The organism is Oceanobacillus bengalensis (assembly GCF_003628445.1).
Taxonomy (GTDB): Bacteria; Bacillota; Bacilli; order Bacillales; family Amphibacillaceae; genus Oceanobacillus; species Oceanobacillus bengalensis.
The window spans coordinates 24,016-40,499 of the sequence record NZ_RBZO01000017.1 but is presented as its reverse complement, the minus strand read 5'-3'; the positions used below and the strand labels follow the sequence as shown (position 1 = coordinate 40,499).

The following is a 16,484-nucleotide window of genomic DNA, read 5'->3' as shown; positions in this document are numbered from 1 at the left end:
AATATATAGAAAAAGGAGAGGTTTCTTATGACAACATCAACTAAAGGGCTAGAAGGGGTAGTAGCATCTGAAACATCAATTAGTTCTATTATTGATGATCAATTAACATATGTTGGTTATGCTATCGATGATTTGGCTGAAAATACGTGTTTTGAAGAAGTAGTCTACTTGTTATGGAATCTTAAACTACCGAATCAAAAGGAATTAGATGCTTTTAAGAAAGAGATTGCTAACAACATGGAAGTTCCAGAAGCTGTGTATAGTCACTTGAAATCTTATGATTTAACAAAAGTGCACCCGATGGCAGCATTGCGTACAGCTGTATCGCTTTTAGGTCTTTACGATGATGAAGCAGATGTGATGGAAACAGAAGCGAATAGACGGAAGGCACTAAAAATTCAAGCGAAGATCGCAACAATCGTAGCTGCTTTCTCCAGAATTCGAAAAGGTTTAGAACCTGTCAAGCCTAAAGCGGATTTAAGTTATGCGGAAAACTTCCTTTATATGTTTAATGGAAAAGAAGCAAACGAAATTGAAATAGAAGCAATCGATAAAGCTTTGGTATTACATGCAGATCATGAACTTAATGCTTCAACATTTACTGCTAGGGTATGTGTTGCTACATTATCTGATGTTTATTCTGGAATTACTTCAGCTATTGGCGCATTAAAAGGTCCACTTCATGGTGGAGCAAATGAAAACGTTATGAAAATGCTTTTAGAAATTGGCGAAGAAGAAAATGCAATTCCATATATAGAAAAGAAACTGGGAAATAAAGAAAAAGTGATGGGGATGGGCCACCGCGTATATCGTAATGGAGATCCTCGTGCCAAACATTTAAAAGAAATGTCAAGACAGTTAACGAAAATTACGGGGCAAGAAAAATGGTATAACATGTCTGTTAAGATTGAAGCATATGTTAAAGAAAACAAAGGACTACCAGCAAACGTAGATTTCTATAGTGCATCTGTGTATCACAGCTTAGGAATTGATTACGATATGTTTACACCAATCTTTGCAGTGAGCCGTACATCAGGATGGTTAGCTCATATTCTAGAACAATATGAAAACAATCGTTTAATTCGTCCACGTGCTGGATATATTGGACCAGACAAGCAACAATACATTCCAATTGCACAACGTGGATAATTACTATTCTTTTAGCGTTTTATATAATTTTATATAAATCAATCAAGAAAAGAGCAAATAGCTGTGTTATACCAGCTATTTGCCTTGTATAACAATTAGGAGGTATTTGTTTATGTCACAAGGAGAAAAAATTATCGTAGAAAATGGGGAAATGAAAGTACCAAATAACCCAGTTATTCCGTTTATTGAAGGAGACGGGACAGGTCCTGATATTTGGGCTGCTTCTAGTAGAGTGATTGAAGCTGCTGTAGAAAAAGCCTATAACGGAACAAAAAAGATTGAATGGTTAGAAGTATACGCTGGTGAGAAGGCTTATAATAAAACTGGTGAATGGTTACCAAAAGATACATTGGATAAGATTAATGAATACAAAATTGCTATTAAAGGGCCTTTAACTACTCCAATTGGTGGAGGAATTCGTTCTTTAAACGTGGCATTACGTCAAGAACTTGATTTATTTACTTGTTTACGTCCTGTTCGTTATTTTGAAGGTGTTCCATCACCAGTTAAACGTCCAGAAGATGTTGATATGGTTATCTTCCGTGAAAACACTGAAGATATTTATGCTGGCATTGAATGGCAAAAAGGTTCAGATGAAGTGAAGAAAGTAATTAATTTCTTAAAAGAAGAAATGGGTGTTAAGAATATTCGCTTCCCAGAAACTTCAGGTATCGGTGTGAAACCAGTTTCTGAAGAAGGGACTAGTCGTCTGGTACGCTCTGCTATCCAATATGCAATTGATGAAGGACGTAAGAGTGTTACGCTTGTACATAAAGGTAACATTATGAAATTTACAGAAGGTGCTTTTAAGAATTGGGGATATGAAGTAGCTGAAGCTGAGTTTGGTGATAAAGTATTCACTTGGGCTGAATACGATCGTATCGTTGAAAAAGAAGGAAAAGATGCAGCAAACAAAGCACAAGATGCAGCATTAGCAGAAGGGAAAATTCTAGTTAAAGACTCTATTGCAGATATTTTCTTACAACAAATTCTTACTCGTCCGAAAGAATTTGATGTAGTAGCAACTATGAACCTTAATGGAGATTATATCTCTGACGCTTTAGCTGCACAAGTGGGTGGGATTGGTATTGCACCAGGGGCAAACATCAATTATGACACTGGACATGCTATTTTCGAAGCGACACACGGTACTGCTCCTAAGTATGCTGGTCTAGATAAGGTAAATCCATCTTCCGTTATTCTTTCAGCAGTACTTATGCTTGAACATCTAGGATGGAGAGAAGCGGCAGATTTAATTACTGAATCTATGGATAAAACCATTGCATCCAAAGTTGTAACATATGATTTTGCACGTTTAATGGATGGTGCAACAGAAGTGAAATGTTCTGCATTTGCTGATGAATTAATAAAAAATATGGGGTAAATGTTTACTCATAAATAAGTGTTAGATAATAGGTAAATCAATTTATTTGATTTACCTATTTATATACGAAGATAACTGTCTTCAAAACATGCTCATAAAGGGGATAATTTTAATGGGGTTAAAGAGGAATAAAATTTCAGTTATAGGATCTGGATTTACAGGAGCAACTACAGCATTAATGGTAGCCCAAAAAGAACTTGGTGATGTTGTGTTAGTAGACATTCCAAATATGGAAAACGCGACAATTGGCAAAGCACTTGATATGGCAGAAGCTGCACCTGTCTGGGGCTTTGATGCCAAAATTACAGGTACATCTAACTATGAAGATACAAAGGACTCTGACCTAGTTATTATAACTGCTGGTATAGCAAGGAAACCTGGTATGAGCCGTGATGATCTTGTTAATACAAATGCTAAAATCATGAAAACAGTAACACAGAATATTGTGAAATATTCACCAGATACAACAATTGTGGTATTAACAAATCCAGTTGATGCAATGACTTATACAGTTTACAAGGAATCTGGATTCCCTAAAGAACGTGTTATTGGTCAATCGGGTGTATTAGATACTGCCCGCTTTTGTGCATTTGTAGCAGAAGAATTAAATCTTTCTGTTAAAGATATACATGGTTTCGTCTTAGGTGGTCATGGGGATGATATGGTTCCTCTCATCCGCTATTCTAATGCTGGCGGCATTCCATTAGACAAACTAATTTCTAAAGAAAGACTGGATGAAATTGTTGCACGTACTCGGACTGGTGGCGGAGAAATTGTAAACCTATTAGGTAATGGCTCAGCATACTATGCACCTGCAGCTTCATTAACTGTAATGGCAGAAGCGATTCTTAAAGACCAGCGCCGTGTGATTCCGGCAATTGCCTACCTTGAAGGGGAATATGGATATAACGATATTTACCTAGGTGTACCTACCATTCTCGGTGGCAACGGTATTGAAGAGATTGTTCAGCTAGACCTGACAGAAGAAGAAAAAGCAGCATTAGACAAATCGGCTGAATCTGTGAAAAATGTACTGCATGTATTATCCTAATCATTCAGTGAAGGTTCTATATGATTTATTCATATAGGGCTTTTTTATCTAGACTGATCTTTAAATAGCTTGTTGCTTTATTGTTGATAATTGATTAATAATTTATATAAACTTCGAACTAACTTAATTTAGATTATCTTAAATAGGAGCAAATCTCGCCGTCCGGGATCGCTCCGGGCGGATGCTTTCCACGGGCACAGCCTCAGCCCTCCTCGCGGAAAAAACGCCGCTGCGGGGTCTTCGGACACGTGCTATTCCCGTAGGAGTCACCGCCCTCCACTCACCCGGACTAGTGAGGTAGTACAATGCTTTTTGACTTTCCATATCGCAGGAGATAATGGTTTGTAACTTAAACTCAGTGGAGGAAACACACGTAGACTCCTGCAGGAGGGGAGGCCTAGATGAGACATCGTGGTGCGTCAGCACGAAGGGGGCTCATCAGCCGCCTTAAGGTGCGCGAAGTGTGTTTCCGGAACGATGTGCTTCACAAAATAATGAATCAAATAAGTCCACTATTTACATCAATACCAACAAACTATACGAAAGAAATTTATAATTTGTGTAAAATTTCATTTACAAATGGTAGATTCTTTTCTTTTCCTACTCATTCAATGATAAGATAATAATATATAGAGAAGTGATTTATATGTGGGGGGTATTTATATGGCTCAGAAGATACTAATTGTAGATGATGAAAAATCAATTGTTACTCTATTGAACTATAATATTGAAAAAGCAGGATATCAAACGGATGTTGCTTATGATGGGCTAGAAGCAGTAAAAAAGTGTGAGGCAAATGAGTATGATCTAATCGTTTTAGATTTAATGCTACCTGAAATGGATGGAATGGAAGTTTGCAAACATTTACGAACGAATAAAATAGAAACACCAATTCTAATGTTAACAGCAAAAGATGATGAATTTGATAAAGTACTTGGCTTAGAATTAGGTGCGGACGACTATTTAACAAAACCATTTAGTCCGAAAGAAGTTATTGCAAGAATAAAGGCGATTCTTAGGAGAACACAGAAATCGACTCCTACCAATTTTCAATCAATTAGAATTGGAGAGATAACGATTTTTCCAGAACGCTATGAAGCTGAATTAAATGGAAATACAATTGTGTTTACACGTAAAGAATTTGAATTACTTAATTATCTTGCGTTAAATAAAGGGAAAGTGATTTCGAGGGATCAATTACTAAGTGGTGTTTGGGATTATGATTTTGTTGGAGATACACGAATTGTTGATGTGCATATAAGCCATTTACGTGAAAAAATTGAACCAAATTCTAAAAAGCCGATTTATATTAAAACGGTTAGAGGATTAGGGTATAAATTGGAGGAACCTTCTCAATGAGGGACTTGTTCAAAAAGCCATTAATAAACTTCACTTATATCATTTCCTTCTTAATGCTGTTCACTGGAATCGTATTATCTACAATAGTGGAGAACTTTATCATATTAATTGCTGTTCTTTTATTTGATCTTATTCTTTTCCTTGTAATTCTGCAGTTTATCTATACAAGTTATATGAAACCCGTAAAGAAAGCTACGGAAGTAATTAATGAAATCGGTAATGGGAATTATCAAGCACGCTTTAATCATTCTACTAACGACTATATTGGAAAATTGAGTTATAAAATAAATACGCTATCAAGAAATTTACGTGAAATATCAATTCAGGAACAGGCACAGTCGGAACAATTATCGACCATCATTGATAATACGCAAAATGGACTGGTTTTAATTGATGAAAAAGGCTATATCCACCTTGTGAATCGAAAGTTTATTACGATGTTTGGAAAAACCTCGAAAGAATATAATGGATACATCTACTATGACGTATTAGAGCATGAAATATTTCATAAAACAGTGCAAAATACATTCTTATATGAAAAAAATATAAAATCGGAATTCTCGCATTATATCGGAATTGAAAAACACTATTTTGAAATTATAGGGGTACCTATTTTTAATGAGAAGGATCGTTTAAAGGGTGCAGTTATCGTAATTCACGATATTACAGAATTAAAGAAACTTGAAATCATGCGTAAAGATTTTGTTGCGAATGTTTCTCATGAATTAAGGACACCGATTACCTCTATTAAAGGATTTGCAGAAACGCTTCTTGAGGATGGAATAAATGATAGGGAAAATGCGAAAGAATTTCTCAAAATAATTTACAAAGAAAGCGACAGAATGCAATTATTAATAGAAGATTTACTTACGTTGTCCAGGTTAGAAGAAGAAAACTTTCAGCTCGTACTAAATAAAATTGATGTATCAGAATTAGCTGATGAAATTGTTCCTACTTTTTTACTGAAAGCAAGAAAGAAAAAATTAAATCTCACCGTTTCCATTGAAGACAAGCTCGAATTGAAAGCAGATAAAGAGAAACTTAAGCAAATCTTTATAAATTTATTGGACAATGCCATGCATTATACACCTGAAAATGGAAAGATAACATTGACTGTTACATCAACGGCTGATTATGTACACATAAAGGTTTCTGATACAGGAATTGGTATAGAACAGAAGGCTCTTCCACGTATTTTTGAGCGATTTTACCGAGTGGATAAAGCTCGTAGTAGAAATACTGGTGGTACAGGTCTTGGTTTAGCCATTGTTAAACATATTGTAGAGGTTCATGAAGGGAAAATTACAATTGATAGTGAAGTAAACGAAGGAACGAATGTTCATGTTTATTTACCAAGATAAGGACTATCCTCCATTTAGGAGAATGTTCCTTATCTTTTCTCTTTATTCAAAGAGAGTGATAAAATGGATGTAAGTGTAATTTGGAATTGGAGGACAAACCTATGTCGAATAAATTAGTTTTAATTGATGGAAATAGCATTATTTATCGCGCGTTTTTCGCCCTGCCATTACTCAATAATGACAAAGGGGTTTATACAAATGCAGTATATGGCTTTACAACAATGCTTCTTCGCATCCTTGAAGAGGAAAAACCAACCCATTTGCTTGTAGCGTTTGATGCAGGGAAAACTACCTTTCGCCATAAGACATTTAAGGAATATAAGGGTGGGAGACAAAAAACGCCACCAGAGTTGTCAGAGCAATTTCCTGTATTAAAAGAGTTACTGGATGCATTTGACATTAAGCATTACCAATTGGAGCAATATGAAGCAGATGATATTATCGGAACACTCTCTAAAGAAGGTAATGAAGAGGGGGTTGAGGTGACCGTAATTTCAGGAGATAAGGATATGCTTCAGCTTGTATCAGACAATGTAACGGTTAGTGTCACGCGTAAGGGAATTAGTGAGGTTGAAAAATATACCCCTACCTATCTAAAAGAAAAAATGGAAATAACTCCTGAACAGATCATTGATTTGAAAGCTTTGATGGGTGATAAATCAGATAATATTCCAGGTGTTCCTGGAGTCGGTGAAAAAACAGCAACAAAACTACTCAAGCAGTATGAAACCTTAGAAAATATGTATGCGCACGTTGAAGAAGTTAGTGGCAAGAAAATGAAAGAAAAATTAATTGCCCATAAAGATGATGCGTTTATGAGTAAAGAGCTTGCAACGATTAATCGGAGCTCACCTATTGAAGTGAAGGTAGAAGATGTGAGCTACGTGGGATACGAATCCGAAAAGGTAGCTCAGGTATTTAAAGAACTAGGCTTCGCATCCCTTCTAAATAAACTTGAAGGTATAACGGTAGAGGAAGAAACATTAGAGCTTGCGGAAATAGAATATACGTTAGTAGATGAAGTGAAAGCAGAGATGTTTACTGGAAATGATAGTTTCGTTGTTGAAATGCTTGGTGATAATTACCATGCAGAGGACATCTTAGGACTCGGCCTCGTAAATGAGAAGGGCAGATTTTTAATCCCACTCGATATTGCTTCGGAATCAGCAGTTTTTAAAGAATGGGCTGAAAATCCTGCTCAGTACAAAGCAGTCTTTGATGCGAAAAAGACATTAGTCGCTTTGCTGAGGTCTGGTATACATATGAAGGGCATAACATTCGATATGTTACTAGCTTCCTATTTATTGAATCCTTCCGAAAATAGTCATGATATTCCCGTGATTGCTAAGCAAATGGGAAAAAGAGATGTATTATCAGATGAGGATGTATACGGAAAAGGAGCAAAACGAAAGGCTCCTGATAAGTCTGAACTGGAAGAACATATTATTCGAAAGACTAATTTTCTTCATGAAACGATGGATGAAATGATAGAAAAACTTAAAGAAAATGAGCAATATGTTTTGTTAAAAGAATTAGAAATGCCGCTTGCCCTAATCTTGGGTGAAATGGAGCATCAAGGTGTAGTAGTAAATAAAGAAAGACTCGAGCAAATGGGCAATGATTTAAAAGAACGGCTTTCCCGTTTAGAAAATGAAATATATGAACTAGCTGGTGAAACTTTTAATATAAATTCACCAAAACAATTGGGACCAATTTTATTTGAAAAATTAGAGCTTCCGGTTATTAAGAAAACAAAAACAGGATATTCAACAGCTGCAGATGTGCTTGAGCAGTTAAAAGACGAGCATGAAATCATTTCAAAGCTACTATTATATAGACAGCTAGGAAAATTGCAGTCAACTTATATTGTTGGTTTACTAAAAGTTATTCATAAGGATACACAGAAAGTACACACAAGGTATAATCAAGCATTAACACAAACAGGGAGATTAAGTTCGGTTGATCCTAATCTGCAAAATATTCCTATTCGCATTGAAGAAGGTCGAGCAATTCGTAAAGCTTTTGTTCCATCAGAGAAGGATTGGATTATGTTTGCTGCTGATTATTCCCAAATTGAACTCCGTGTATTAGCACACATTGCAAAGGATGAAAAATTGATTGAGGCATTCCGTTCTGGTCAGGATATTCATACACAAACAGCGATGAATGTGTTTCATGTAGAGAAAGAAGAGGAAGTTACAGATAATATGCGTCGCCAAGCCAAAGCAGTTAACTTCGGGATTGTCTATGGAATCAGTGATTATGGACTGTCGCAAAATATTGGCATAACTCGTAAAGAGGCGAAGCAATTTATTGATCGCTACTTTGATATTTATGATGGTGTGAAGACCTATATGGAAGAAATTGTACAAGAAGCAAAGCAAAATGGGTATGTGACAACATTAATGAATCGAAGACGTTACTTACCAGATATCACGAATCGAAATTTTAATTTGAGAAGCTTTGCGGAGCGTACGGCTATGAATACCCCAATTCAGGGAACAGCTGCCGATATCATTAAAAAGGCAATGATAGATTTGGATATAAAGTTAAAAGAGGAAAATATGCAAGCACGAATACTTTTACAAGTACATGATGAATTAATTCTCGAAGCACCTAAAGATGAAATTGAAAAGCTAAAAGAAATTGTACCAGCTATGATGGAAAACACCGTTGAATTAATTGTTCCTTTAAAGGTTGAATATAACTACGGTGAAAGCTGGTTTGACGCTAAATAAGGAGAAAGAACAAATGCCAGAATTACCAGAGGTTGAAACGATACGAAAGACATTGCTTCCACTTGTTAAAGGAAAGACAATTAAAGAAGTTAACGTTTACTGGCCAAAAATAATCAAAGAGCCTGATGATGTCGAACACTTTAAACAAATACTGAAAGGACAAAGTATTCGGGACATTGGGAGGAGAGGGAAATTCTTACTATTTTACTTGGATGATTACGTATTAATTTCCCACCTACGTATGGAAGGGAAGTATCGTGTTGTTGAGGGGGTTGAATCTGTTCCTAAGCATACACATGTTATATTTTCCTTTACCGACGAGATGGAGTTACGCTATAACGATGTTCGAAAGTTTGGGACGATGCATGTTTATTCTATTGGAGAAGAAATGAAGTATCCTCCATTAAATAAATTAGGTCCAGAACCTTTTGATGAGGCGTTTACTCTCGATTACTTGTATAGCAAATTTAAGAAAACAGAACGAACAATTAAAGCTGTATTACTTGATCAAACGGTTGTAACTGGTTTAGGGAATATATATGTGGATGAAACGCTTTTTAAAGCGGGTGTTCACCCAACAAAACAAGCAAACAAATTAACGAAAAAAGAAGTTGAAAAAGTCCAGGAACAAGCTATTCACACACTGAGGGATGCTGTTAAGCAAGGTGGAACAACCATTAGATCCTATGTTAACTCGCAAGGTGAAATGGGCATGTTTCAACAAGAATTATTTGTATATGGCAGGGAAAATAAGGCATGCACACAATGTGGTAGCCCTATAATAAAAATGAAAGTAGCGGGTCGAGGAACGCATGTTTGTCCAATATGTCAGGGGAATAAGAGGTGAACAAAATGGCTTTAATCATTGGATTGACTGGGAGTATAGCAAGTGGAAAAAGCACTGTTTCGTTGATGTTTGATGATTTTAACATACCTGTTGTTGATGCGGACAAGGTAGCAAGAGAAGTCGTTTATCCTGGTGAAGCTGCCTACACGCAAATTGTAGAAGAGTTTGGCGATGAAATTTTACGAGAGGACAAAACGCTAGACCGTAAGAAATTAGGTTCTATTGTTTTTGCAAATAAAGAGAAATTGGAAAAATTGAATGCAATCACACATCCAGCCGTCAGAAAAAGAATGTTGGAAAGAAGAGATGCCTTCATTAATAATGGTGAAAAATGTGTAGTACTCGATATCCCATTATTATTTGAAAGTAAATTAACACATTTTGTTGATAAAATAATTGTTGTTTCTGTTGATGAAACAGTGCAGCTTAAGCGGTTAATAGATCGTGATGGGTTTACAGTAGAAGAGGCCAAACAACGAATTAATTCACAGCTATCCGTTAAGGGAAAAGCAGAACTTGCTGACGCAGTGATTAACAATAATGGCACTAAACAGGAATCTTATGAGCAATTAGAGAAGATTCTAAAAGCGTGGAACGTGCTTTAGAGGATTGCTTATACTAACTTTTAAACAGGATTACTTACTAAAGTAGTCCTGTTTTTATTTGAGGATTTTATTGTAATGTTTGTTCGTTGTTGATATAAAATGCGACGTAAGTGCTTTGTTGATTTCCGCTCCGGGCAGCCAGTACGCTTTCCGCGGGCACGGCCTCAGCCTCCAAAGAAGCAAAGAGCGCTTCTTCTGGAGTCTTCAGACACGTGCTTTTCCCGCAGGAGTCGACTGGCTGCCCTCCGCTCCAATCAACAATTATGTTAACAGTAATCACGTTAGAACGTTGAATAGCACAAACTCAGTGGAGGCAATACACGTAGACTCCTGTGGGAGGACAGGCCTAGGTGAGACTACGTAGTGCGTTAGCACGAAGTAGGCTCACCAGCCGCCCACGGAAAGCGAAGTGTATTGCCGGAACGTTAGGAAGAGCATTATCTCAAGTTACTGCTCATTTTATATCAAATATGAAATAAGGAAAATTCTATTCCTCTAATGGGGAACAATATTTTGCAAATCAATTTTTATTTTAATGGAAAAAATATGCACCATTTTATAAAAAAAGAATCACAATTAGCTTTCAATGTGTTATACTATTTAATATAAAGGGGATTTAAAGTATAGCATATATGAGAGGAATGGGAATCGTATGGTTAAAACACGTATTTCTATTAATGGTTTTGGGAGAATTGGACGAATGGTTTTTCGTCAAGCAATTGTAGATGATGCGATTGAAGTTGTTGCAATTAATGCAAGCTATCCATCAGAAACCCTCGCTCATTTAATAAAATATGATAGTGTTCATGGGATTTTTAATGGTGAAGTGGAACCATTTCATAATGGATTAAAAGTGAATGGGAAATTTATAGAAATTGTAAATGCAAGAGAACCAGAAAAATTACCATGGAAAAAGCTTAACATAGATGTAGTTATAGAAGCGACAGGTAAATTTAAAACGAAAGAAAGTGCTGGATTACATATCCAGGCAGGCGTAAAAAAAGTTGTAATCACAGCACCAGGTAAACAGGTTGATAAAACAATTGTAATGGGTGTAAATGATAGAACCTACCAGCCTGAAGTTGATGATGTGATCTCAAATGCATCCTGTACAACAAACTGTCTGGCACCCGTTGTAAAAGTATTAGATGAGAACTTTTCAATTGTAAACGGATTAATGACGACAGTACATGCGTTTACAAACGACCAAAAGAATCTTGATAATCCACATAAAGACTTGCGTCGTGCAAGAGGATGTACCCAATCGATTATTCCGACATCAACAGGTGCAGCCAAAGCATTAGGTGAAGTGTTACCACACTTAAAAGGAAGATTACATGGAATGGCATTACGTGTTCCAACTCCAAATGTGTCGCTGGTTGACCTTGTAGTAGATGTGGAAAAAACAGTAACAATGGATCAGGTAAATGACGCATTTAAGCTGGCAGCTGAGCATGAACTTAAGGGGATTATTCAATATAGCGAGGAGCCGTTAGTATCCATTGATTATACAACAACACCTTATTCATCAATTATTGATGGGTTGTCAACGATGGTTATGGATGGAAATAAGATTAAAGTACTAGCATGGTACGATAATGAATGGGGATATTCCAATCGTGTCATAGATCTTACGAAGCTAGTTGGAAGTTCTTTAAAAGAATCTGTTGAAGTTTAATAAAAAGAACTGGAGAACCACCTGTTTTTTTAGAATAGGTGGTTTTGCTATGAATAAAATTGATTTCTCCTTTATTATTGCACAACTAAATTTCCGGAAAAGGCAAGAATCCATTAGAGAACAACATCATTTAAAATACTTTTCTTTTCCTTTTCGTTATACAGCAATAACTGGTTTATATCTGATGATTAATTGTCTATATATGTAAAGAATTTCCTTCGGTGCGTGAGTATAATGGGTCCTGACAATAAAAATGAAAGATTCTCGATGGAATGTCACCCTTTTGTCTAATGTCCGTACCGTATATGCATCGGGAGAATGAAGTGGACCTTCATTTTACTTCGTATTCAAAAGGAGGATAAAAAGGACAGAGAAGTTCAAGGTGGCGTAGATCTAACGGGTTGAATGTATGCAATGAAAGCTTGAGTAGCGGAATAGCCAGCCGACGTGCTCACGCTTGAGGTGGTGACTTCGACGTTCGTCGCATGACAGAATTTCCCCTTGCTCGATGTGTCACTTTCACCGGACTTTTTGAACAACCTCTTATACTTTTTTAAAAAGCTTCTGAAAGACAGTTCTTTGCTCCTTCTCTTTATTATCTTCAAGTGTTGCTGCAATTTGTTTCTGTGCTTCTAATCGTTCATTGATCGTTCGCATCAATGATTTATCACGTTCATTTAACCTTTCGTTTATCGACTCTTGGTGTTTATCGAGTCTTTGGATGAGTTCTTCTATTAAATTGTTCTGTCTATAGATAAGTTCTTTAAGTTCCTCGTGGTGCTTGTTCTGATGCCTTCCTGCATTTTCTTGGTACACTGGTAAGGAAGTTGCATCGGCAGGCAATATTTGTTCTGAACTACTTATTCCAATCTTATCAATAACAACCTTAGTAACTTGGTCTACAGTAATATTGGTTTTATTGCGTAAGTCTTTCATATATGTTAATGCAGTAATATCCTGTTCAACAAACAATCTAGCATTATGCTTTGTTTTAAAAAACTCGTATCCAGCCTTCTCAAGATGTTGTGCATACTTTCTTACTGTCGTTACCCCCATATCCAACATCGCTGCAATCTCACTTGTAGTATATGCTTTCTCGTTTATTTCCTTATTACCTTCCATGGCACTCCCTCCTTGCTTATACATTCTACATTAGGCTTGGAAATTCCTTTAATTTTTAGAATTTTTGAGACATTTTTTAGGAATATAGCTATTGACAGGTGGTTATATTATTGATGTGTTTTTATTGAATTAAAAGTATTTTAATTAATATAAAATGGTCAATTATTATATATGATGGGGGAATAGCTATGAATGGACTAAAAGGGGTGCGCCTTGCTAACGCTTCAGAGCAGGGTTCCTCTGCGTAAGGAAACGAAAAAGTTTCACAAAGTGTTCTGCCGAAGTGAATGAATAGTAATAAAAAAAGGAACAGAGCCTTTTGTTAATACATACTGCAAGTTATTATTTGTGGAAAATTCCAAATTTAGTTACACTAAAATCATGGAAGGGAGATGGGTTGATGGAAAAACTACAAGTAGGAAGAGCAACGTTGACATGGTTAAAAGGTGGAGTGAATTTTCTCGATGGTGGTGCAATGTTTGGTGTAGTACCAAAGGCATTATGGGGAAAGAAGTATCCACATAATGAGAAGAACCAAATTGAATTACGAACAGATCCTATACTTTTACAGGTCGATGGAAAGAATCTCTTAATTGAATCAGGAATCGGCAAGGATAAGTTTACGGATAAACAAATTCGTAATTTTGGTGTTCGTGAGGAGTCATTCTTAGAAGAAACTTTAGCAGAATTAGACCTTACAGTAGACGACATTGATGCGTTGTTAATGACACATTTACATTTTGATCATGCAAGTGGATTGACGAAGAAAATAGCTGAAGAGGTTTACGAGCCAGTGTTTAAGAATGCCACGATTTACACAACTGCGATTGAATGGAATGAAATGCGAAACCCAAATATAAGGTCAGTAAATACATATTGGGAAAGTAATTGGCAACCAGTTGAGGAACAGGTGGAAACCTTTGCAGAAGAAATTGAAATTGTTAAAGGATTAAAAATGGTCTATACAGGCGGTCATAGTGATGGACACGCAATCATTATTTTTGAAGAGGCAGATGATTGTTTTATTCATATGGCGGATCTTATGCCAACGCATGCGCATCAAAATAAATTATGGGCACTTGCCTACGATGATTATCCAGTAACATCTGTTCATGAAAAAGAAAGTTGGATGGATTATGGATATAAACGAAGGGCTTGGTATACGTTCTATCATGATGCGTACTACCGTGCAATAAAGTTTAATCAAAATGGAGAAAAAGTAGATGAGTTAGAACGTGTTCGCTATGAATATGAATAACTAAAAAAATCGGCATATAAGCCGATTTTTTTAGGAAATGATCATTTTAGACGGTTTCCTCACTGTAAATAATTCCGCCTGTTTCAGCATCAATACAAAATTCATATTGTTTGTTTTCACCATCAATTGTCCGCGTTATACCACCACGATAGGCATTAAAGAGAAGGCCATCTTTTTCTATTTCTTCTGCTTTCATGTAAATCCATGAGCCACTAATCGGTCCAGTTTTCTTAAATATTTCTTTCGCTCTTTTGAGTGCTTTTTCTGGTGATACTTTTTGATACGTTTGTACTTGTTGATTTGCTATGTAACCAATGGTTGCACCAAGTGCAAAAGCAAGAAGAACATTTCGCTTACTCATTTATTTTCACCTCATGAATTTTAGAGTGTTTTTAGTTATAGAACAGTATACCTTATAACATATTAAAAAGAAAATGTGATGTGTAAGTGGAAAGATATTTATCCCTTTCTAGGTCCAGTACCGAGCATCTAGCGAGACTGCCCTCACCGGATGATAATCTAAAGCAGGAATGGACTCAAGTTAAAAGGAAGGCCCTTACTAAAAGCGGGCAGACGCCAACGTCGGCATACCCCATAAATGGGCATGTTTCCTTTATCTTCTATGGTTCAGGTTAGTCCATACGTCGCTTAGTGGGCGCTTGCGCTTTCATATCTTTCCGTTATACTAAAAATGTACATAATATCGTGGAGGGGATTATATGAATCAAGAAACGCTTGATCTATTTAAAAATTTAACAGAGTTGCAAGGTGCGCCGGGGAATGAACATCGTGTCCGTGCTTTCATGAGAAAAGAACTTGAAAAATATTCCGATGAAATGATACATGATAATTTAGGTAGTATTTTTGGTGTAAAACGAGGTAAAGGTCCAAAAGTAATGGTCGCAGGACATATGGATGAAGTTGGCTTTATGGTCACACAAATTACCGACAATGGAATGATTCGTTTTCAACCATTAGGTGGATGGTGGAATCAAGTGATGCTCGCTCAACGCGTACAAATCATGACGGATAATGGGCCGATTATTGGAGTAATTGGATCAATTCCTCCACATCTATTAACAGATGCGCAAAGACAAAAACCAATGGAAATAAAAAATATGTTGATTGATATTGGTGCGGATGACCGAGCAGATGTAGAGGAAATTGGTGTGAAACCTGGAGATTCCATTGTTCCTGTTACACCTTTCCAACCTATGGCAAATCCGAAGAAAATTATGGCAAAAGCATGGGATAATCGTTATGGCTGTGGCCTTTCAATAGAACTGCTTAAGGAACTACAAGGTGAAACACTCCCTAATGAACTATACTCTGGTGCGACTGTACAAGAAGAAGTTGGTTTACGTGGAGCAAAAACGGCAACAAATATGATTCAGCCAGATATTTCGTATGTTCTTGATGCATCTCCAGCAAATGATGCCTCAGGTGATAAAACAGCTTTTGGGCAGCTAGGTGGTGGCGCATTGGTTCGAATTTTTGACCGCTCCATGATCACACATAAGGGTATGCGAGAATTCGTACTTGATACAGCTGAATCTAATAAGATCAATTATCAATATTTTATTTCTAATGGTGGTACAGATGGTGGTAGCATCCATGTATCTGGAAACGGTGTACCGACAGCAGTCATCGGTATTTGCTCCCGTTATATTCACACTTCTGCTTCAATCATTCATGTGGATGATTATGCAGCAGCAAAAGAACTATTAGTTAAACTTGTGAAGGCAACGGATCAAAATACCGTTGATCAAATTCGAACGAAATAAAAGACTTGAAGAGGCTTGGACAGGCTGGGATATACCTAAAATTTTCGACTCCAAAGATGAACGATTATAGGATAGGAAGCGTAGAATGTTAACTTTCTAAAGTTGAATCCGAAGTAATTTAAATTATAATGGAAAATTTCGAAGTATA

At 36.5% G+C, this 16,484-nt stretch carries 14 protein-coding genes; 12 read left to right on the top strand and 2 right to left on the bottom strand.

All coding sequences use genetic code 11. The annotated features are described in order from the left end of the window. The first annotated feature begins 27 nt into the window (after positions 1-27). The 10 genes from citZ to D8M05_RS20215 all read left to right on the top strand — a co-directional run bounded on the left by citZ (position 28) and on the right by D8M05_RS20215 (position 12,380). The gene (citZ, locus tag D8M05_RS11650; protein WP_121131964.1) at positions 28-1,149 is read left to right on the top strand and encodes a citrate synthase; all 1,122 of its coding nucleotides are present in this window, start codon (positions 28-30) and stop codon (positions 1,147-1,149) included. Between the two features lie 112 nt (positions 1,150-1,261). Further along, positions 1,262-2,533 (top strand): NADP-dependent isocitrate dehydrogenase, encoded by a 1,272-nt coding sequence (icd, locus tag D8M05_RS11645; protein ID WP_121131962.1) that lies wholly within the window; start codon positions 1,262-1,264, stop codon positions 2,531-2,533. 112 nt (positions 2,534-2,645) lie between these two features. Then, positions 2,646-3,584, top strand: coding sequence for a malate dehydrogenase (gene mdh / locus D8M05_RS11640; RefSeq protein ID WP_121131960.1), 939 nt, complete (start codon positions 2,646-2,648; stop codon positions 3,582-3,584). A 663-nt stretch (positions 3,585-4,247) separates the two neighbouring features. Continuing rightward, on the top strand, positions 4,248-4,943 hold the full coding sequence (locus D8M05_RS11635; RefSeq protein ID WP_121131958.1) for a response regulator transcription factor: 696 nt from the start codon (positions 4,248-4,250) through the stop codon (positions 4,941-4,943). Continuing rightward, positions 4,940-6,304 (top strand): two-component system histidine kinase PnpS, encoded by a 1,365-nt coding sequence (gene pnpS, locus D8M05_RS11630; RefSeq protein WP_121131957.1) that lies wholly within the window; start codon positions 4,940-4,942, stop codon positions 6,302-6,304. The genes D8M05_RS11635 and pnpS overlap by 4 nt, the downstream gene beginning before the upstream one ends. A gap of 101 nt (positions 6,305-6,405) precedes the next feature. Then, positions 6,406-9,042, top strand: coding sequence for a DNA polymerase I (polA, locus tag D8M05_RS11625; protein ID WP_121131955.1), 2,637 nt, complete (start codon positions 6,406-6,408; stop codon positions 9,040-9,042). A gap of 13 nt (positions 9,043-9,055) precedes the next feature. After that, the gene (gene mutM, locus D8M05_RS11620) at positions 9,056-9,889 is read left to right on the top strand and encodes a DNA-formamidopyrimidine glycosylase (RefSeq protein ID WP_121131953.1); all 834 of its coding nucleotides are present in this window, start codon (positions 9,056-9,058) and stop codon (positions 9,887-9,889) included. A 5-nt stretch (positions 9,890-9,894) separates the two neighbouring features. Beyond that, entirely contained in the window at positions 9,895-10,494 is a 600-nt protein-coding gene (coaE, locus tag D8M05_RS11615) for a dephospho-CoA kinase (protein ID WP_121131951.1), read from the top strand. Between the two features lie 652 nt (positions 10,495-11,146). Next, positions 11,147-12,172, top strand: coding sequence for a glyceraldehyde-3-phosphate dehydrogenase (locus D8M05_RS11610; protein WP_121131949.1), 1,026 nt, complete (start codon positions 11,147-11,149; stop codon positions 12,170-12,172). A gap of 49 nt (positions 12,173-12,221) precedes the next feature. After that, the gene (locus D8M05_RS20215) at positions 12,222-12,380 is read left to right on the top strand and encodes a hypothetical protein (RefSeq protein WP_183072780.1); all 159 of its coding nucleotides are present in this window, start codon (positions 12,222-12,224) and stop codon (positions 12,378-12,380) included. 335 nt (positions 12,381-12,715) lie between these two features. On the opposite strand, the gene D8M05_RS11605 is transcribed toward D8M05_RS20215, so the two are convergent. After that, positions 12,716-13,294, bottom strand: coding sequence for a MerR family transcriptional regulator (locus D8M05_RS11605; RefSeq protein ID WP_121131947.1), 579 nt, complete (start codon positions 13,292-13,294; stop codon positions 12,716-12,718). A 400-nt stretch (positions 13,295-13,694) separates the two neighbouring features. Between D8M05_RS11605 and D8M05_RS11600 the strand changes: the two genes are divergently transcribed. After that, complete coding sequence (locus D8M05_RS11600; protein WP_121132038.1) at positions 13,695-14,552, top strand: YtnP family quorum-quenching lactonase; 858 nt, start codon at positions 13,695-13,697, stop codon at positions 14,550-14,552. Positions 14,553-14,598: 46 nt separating this feature from the next. Here D8M05_RS11600 and D8M05_RS11595 read toward each other — a convergent pair whose 3' ends face one another. Beyond that, positions 14,599-14,913, bottom strand: coding sequence for a PepSY domain-containing protein (locus tag D8M05_RS11595; protein WP_121131945.1), 315 nt, complete (start codon positions 14,911-14,913; stop codon positions 14,599-14,601). 358 nt (positions 14,914-15,271) lie between these two features. Here D8M05_RS11595 and D8M05_RS11590 point away from each other — a divergent pair, with 358 nt between their 5' ends. Next, positions 15,272-16,336 (top strand): M42 family metallopeptidase, encoded by a 1,065-nt coding sequence (locus tag D8M05_RS11590; protein WP_121131943.1) that lies wholly within the window; start codon positions 15,272-15,274, stop codon positions 16,334-16,336. The last annotated feature ends 148 nt before the right edge of the window (positions 16,337-16,484 follow it).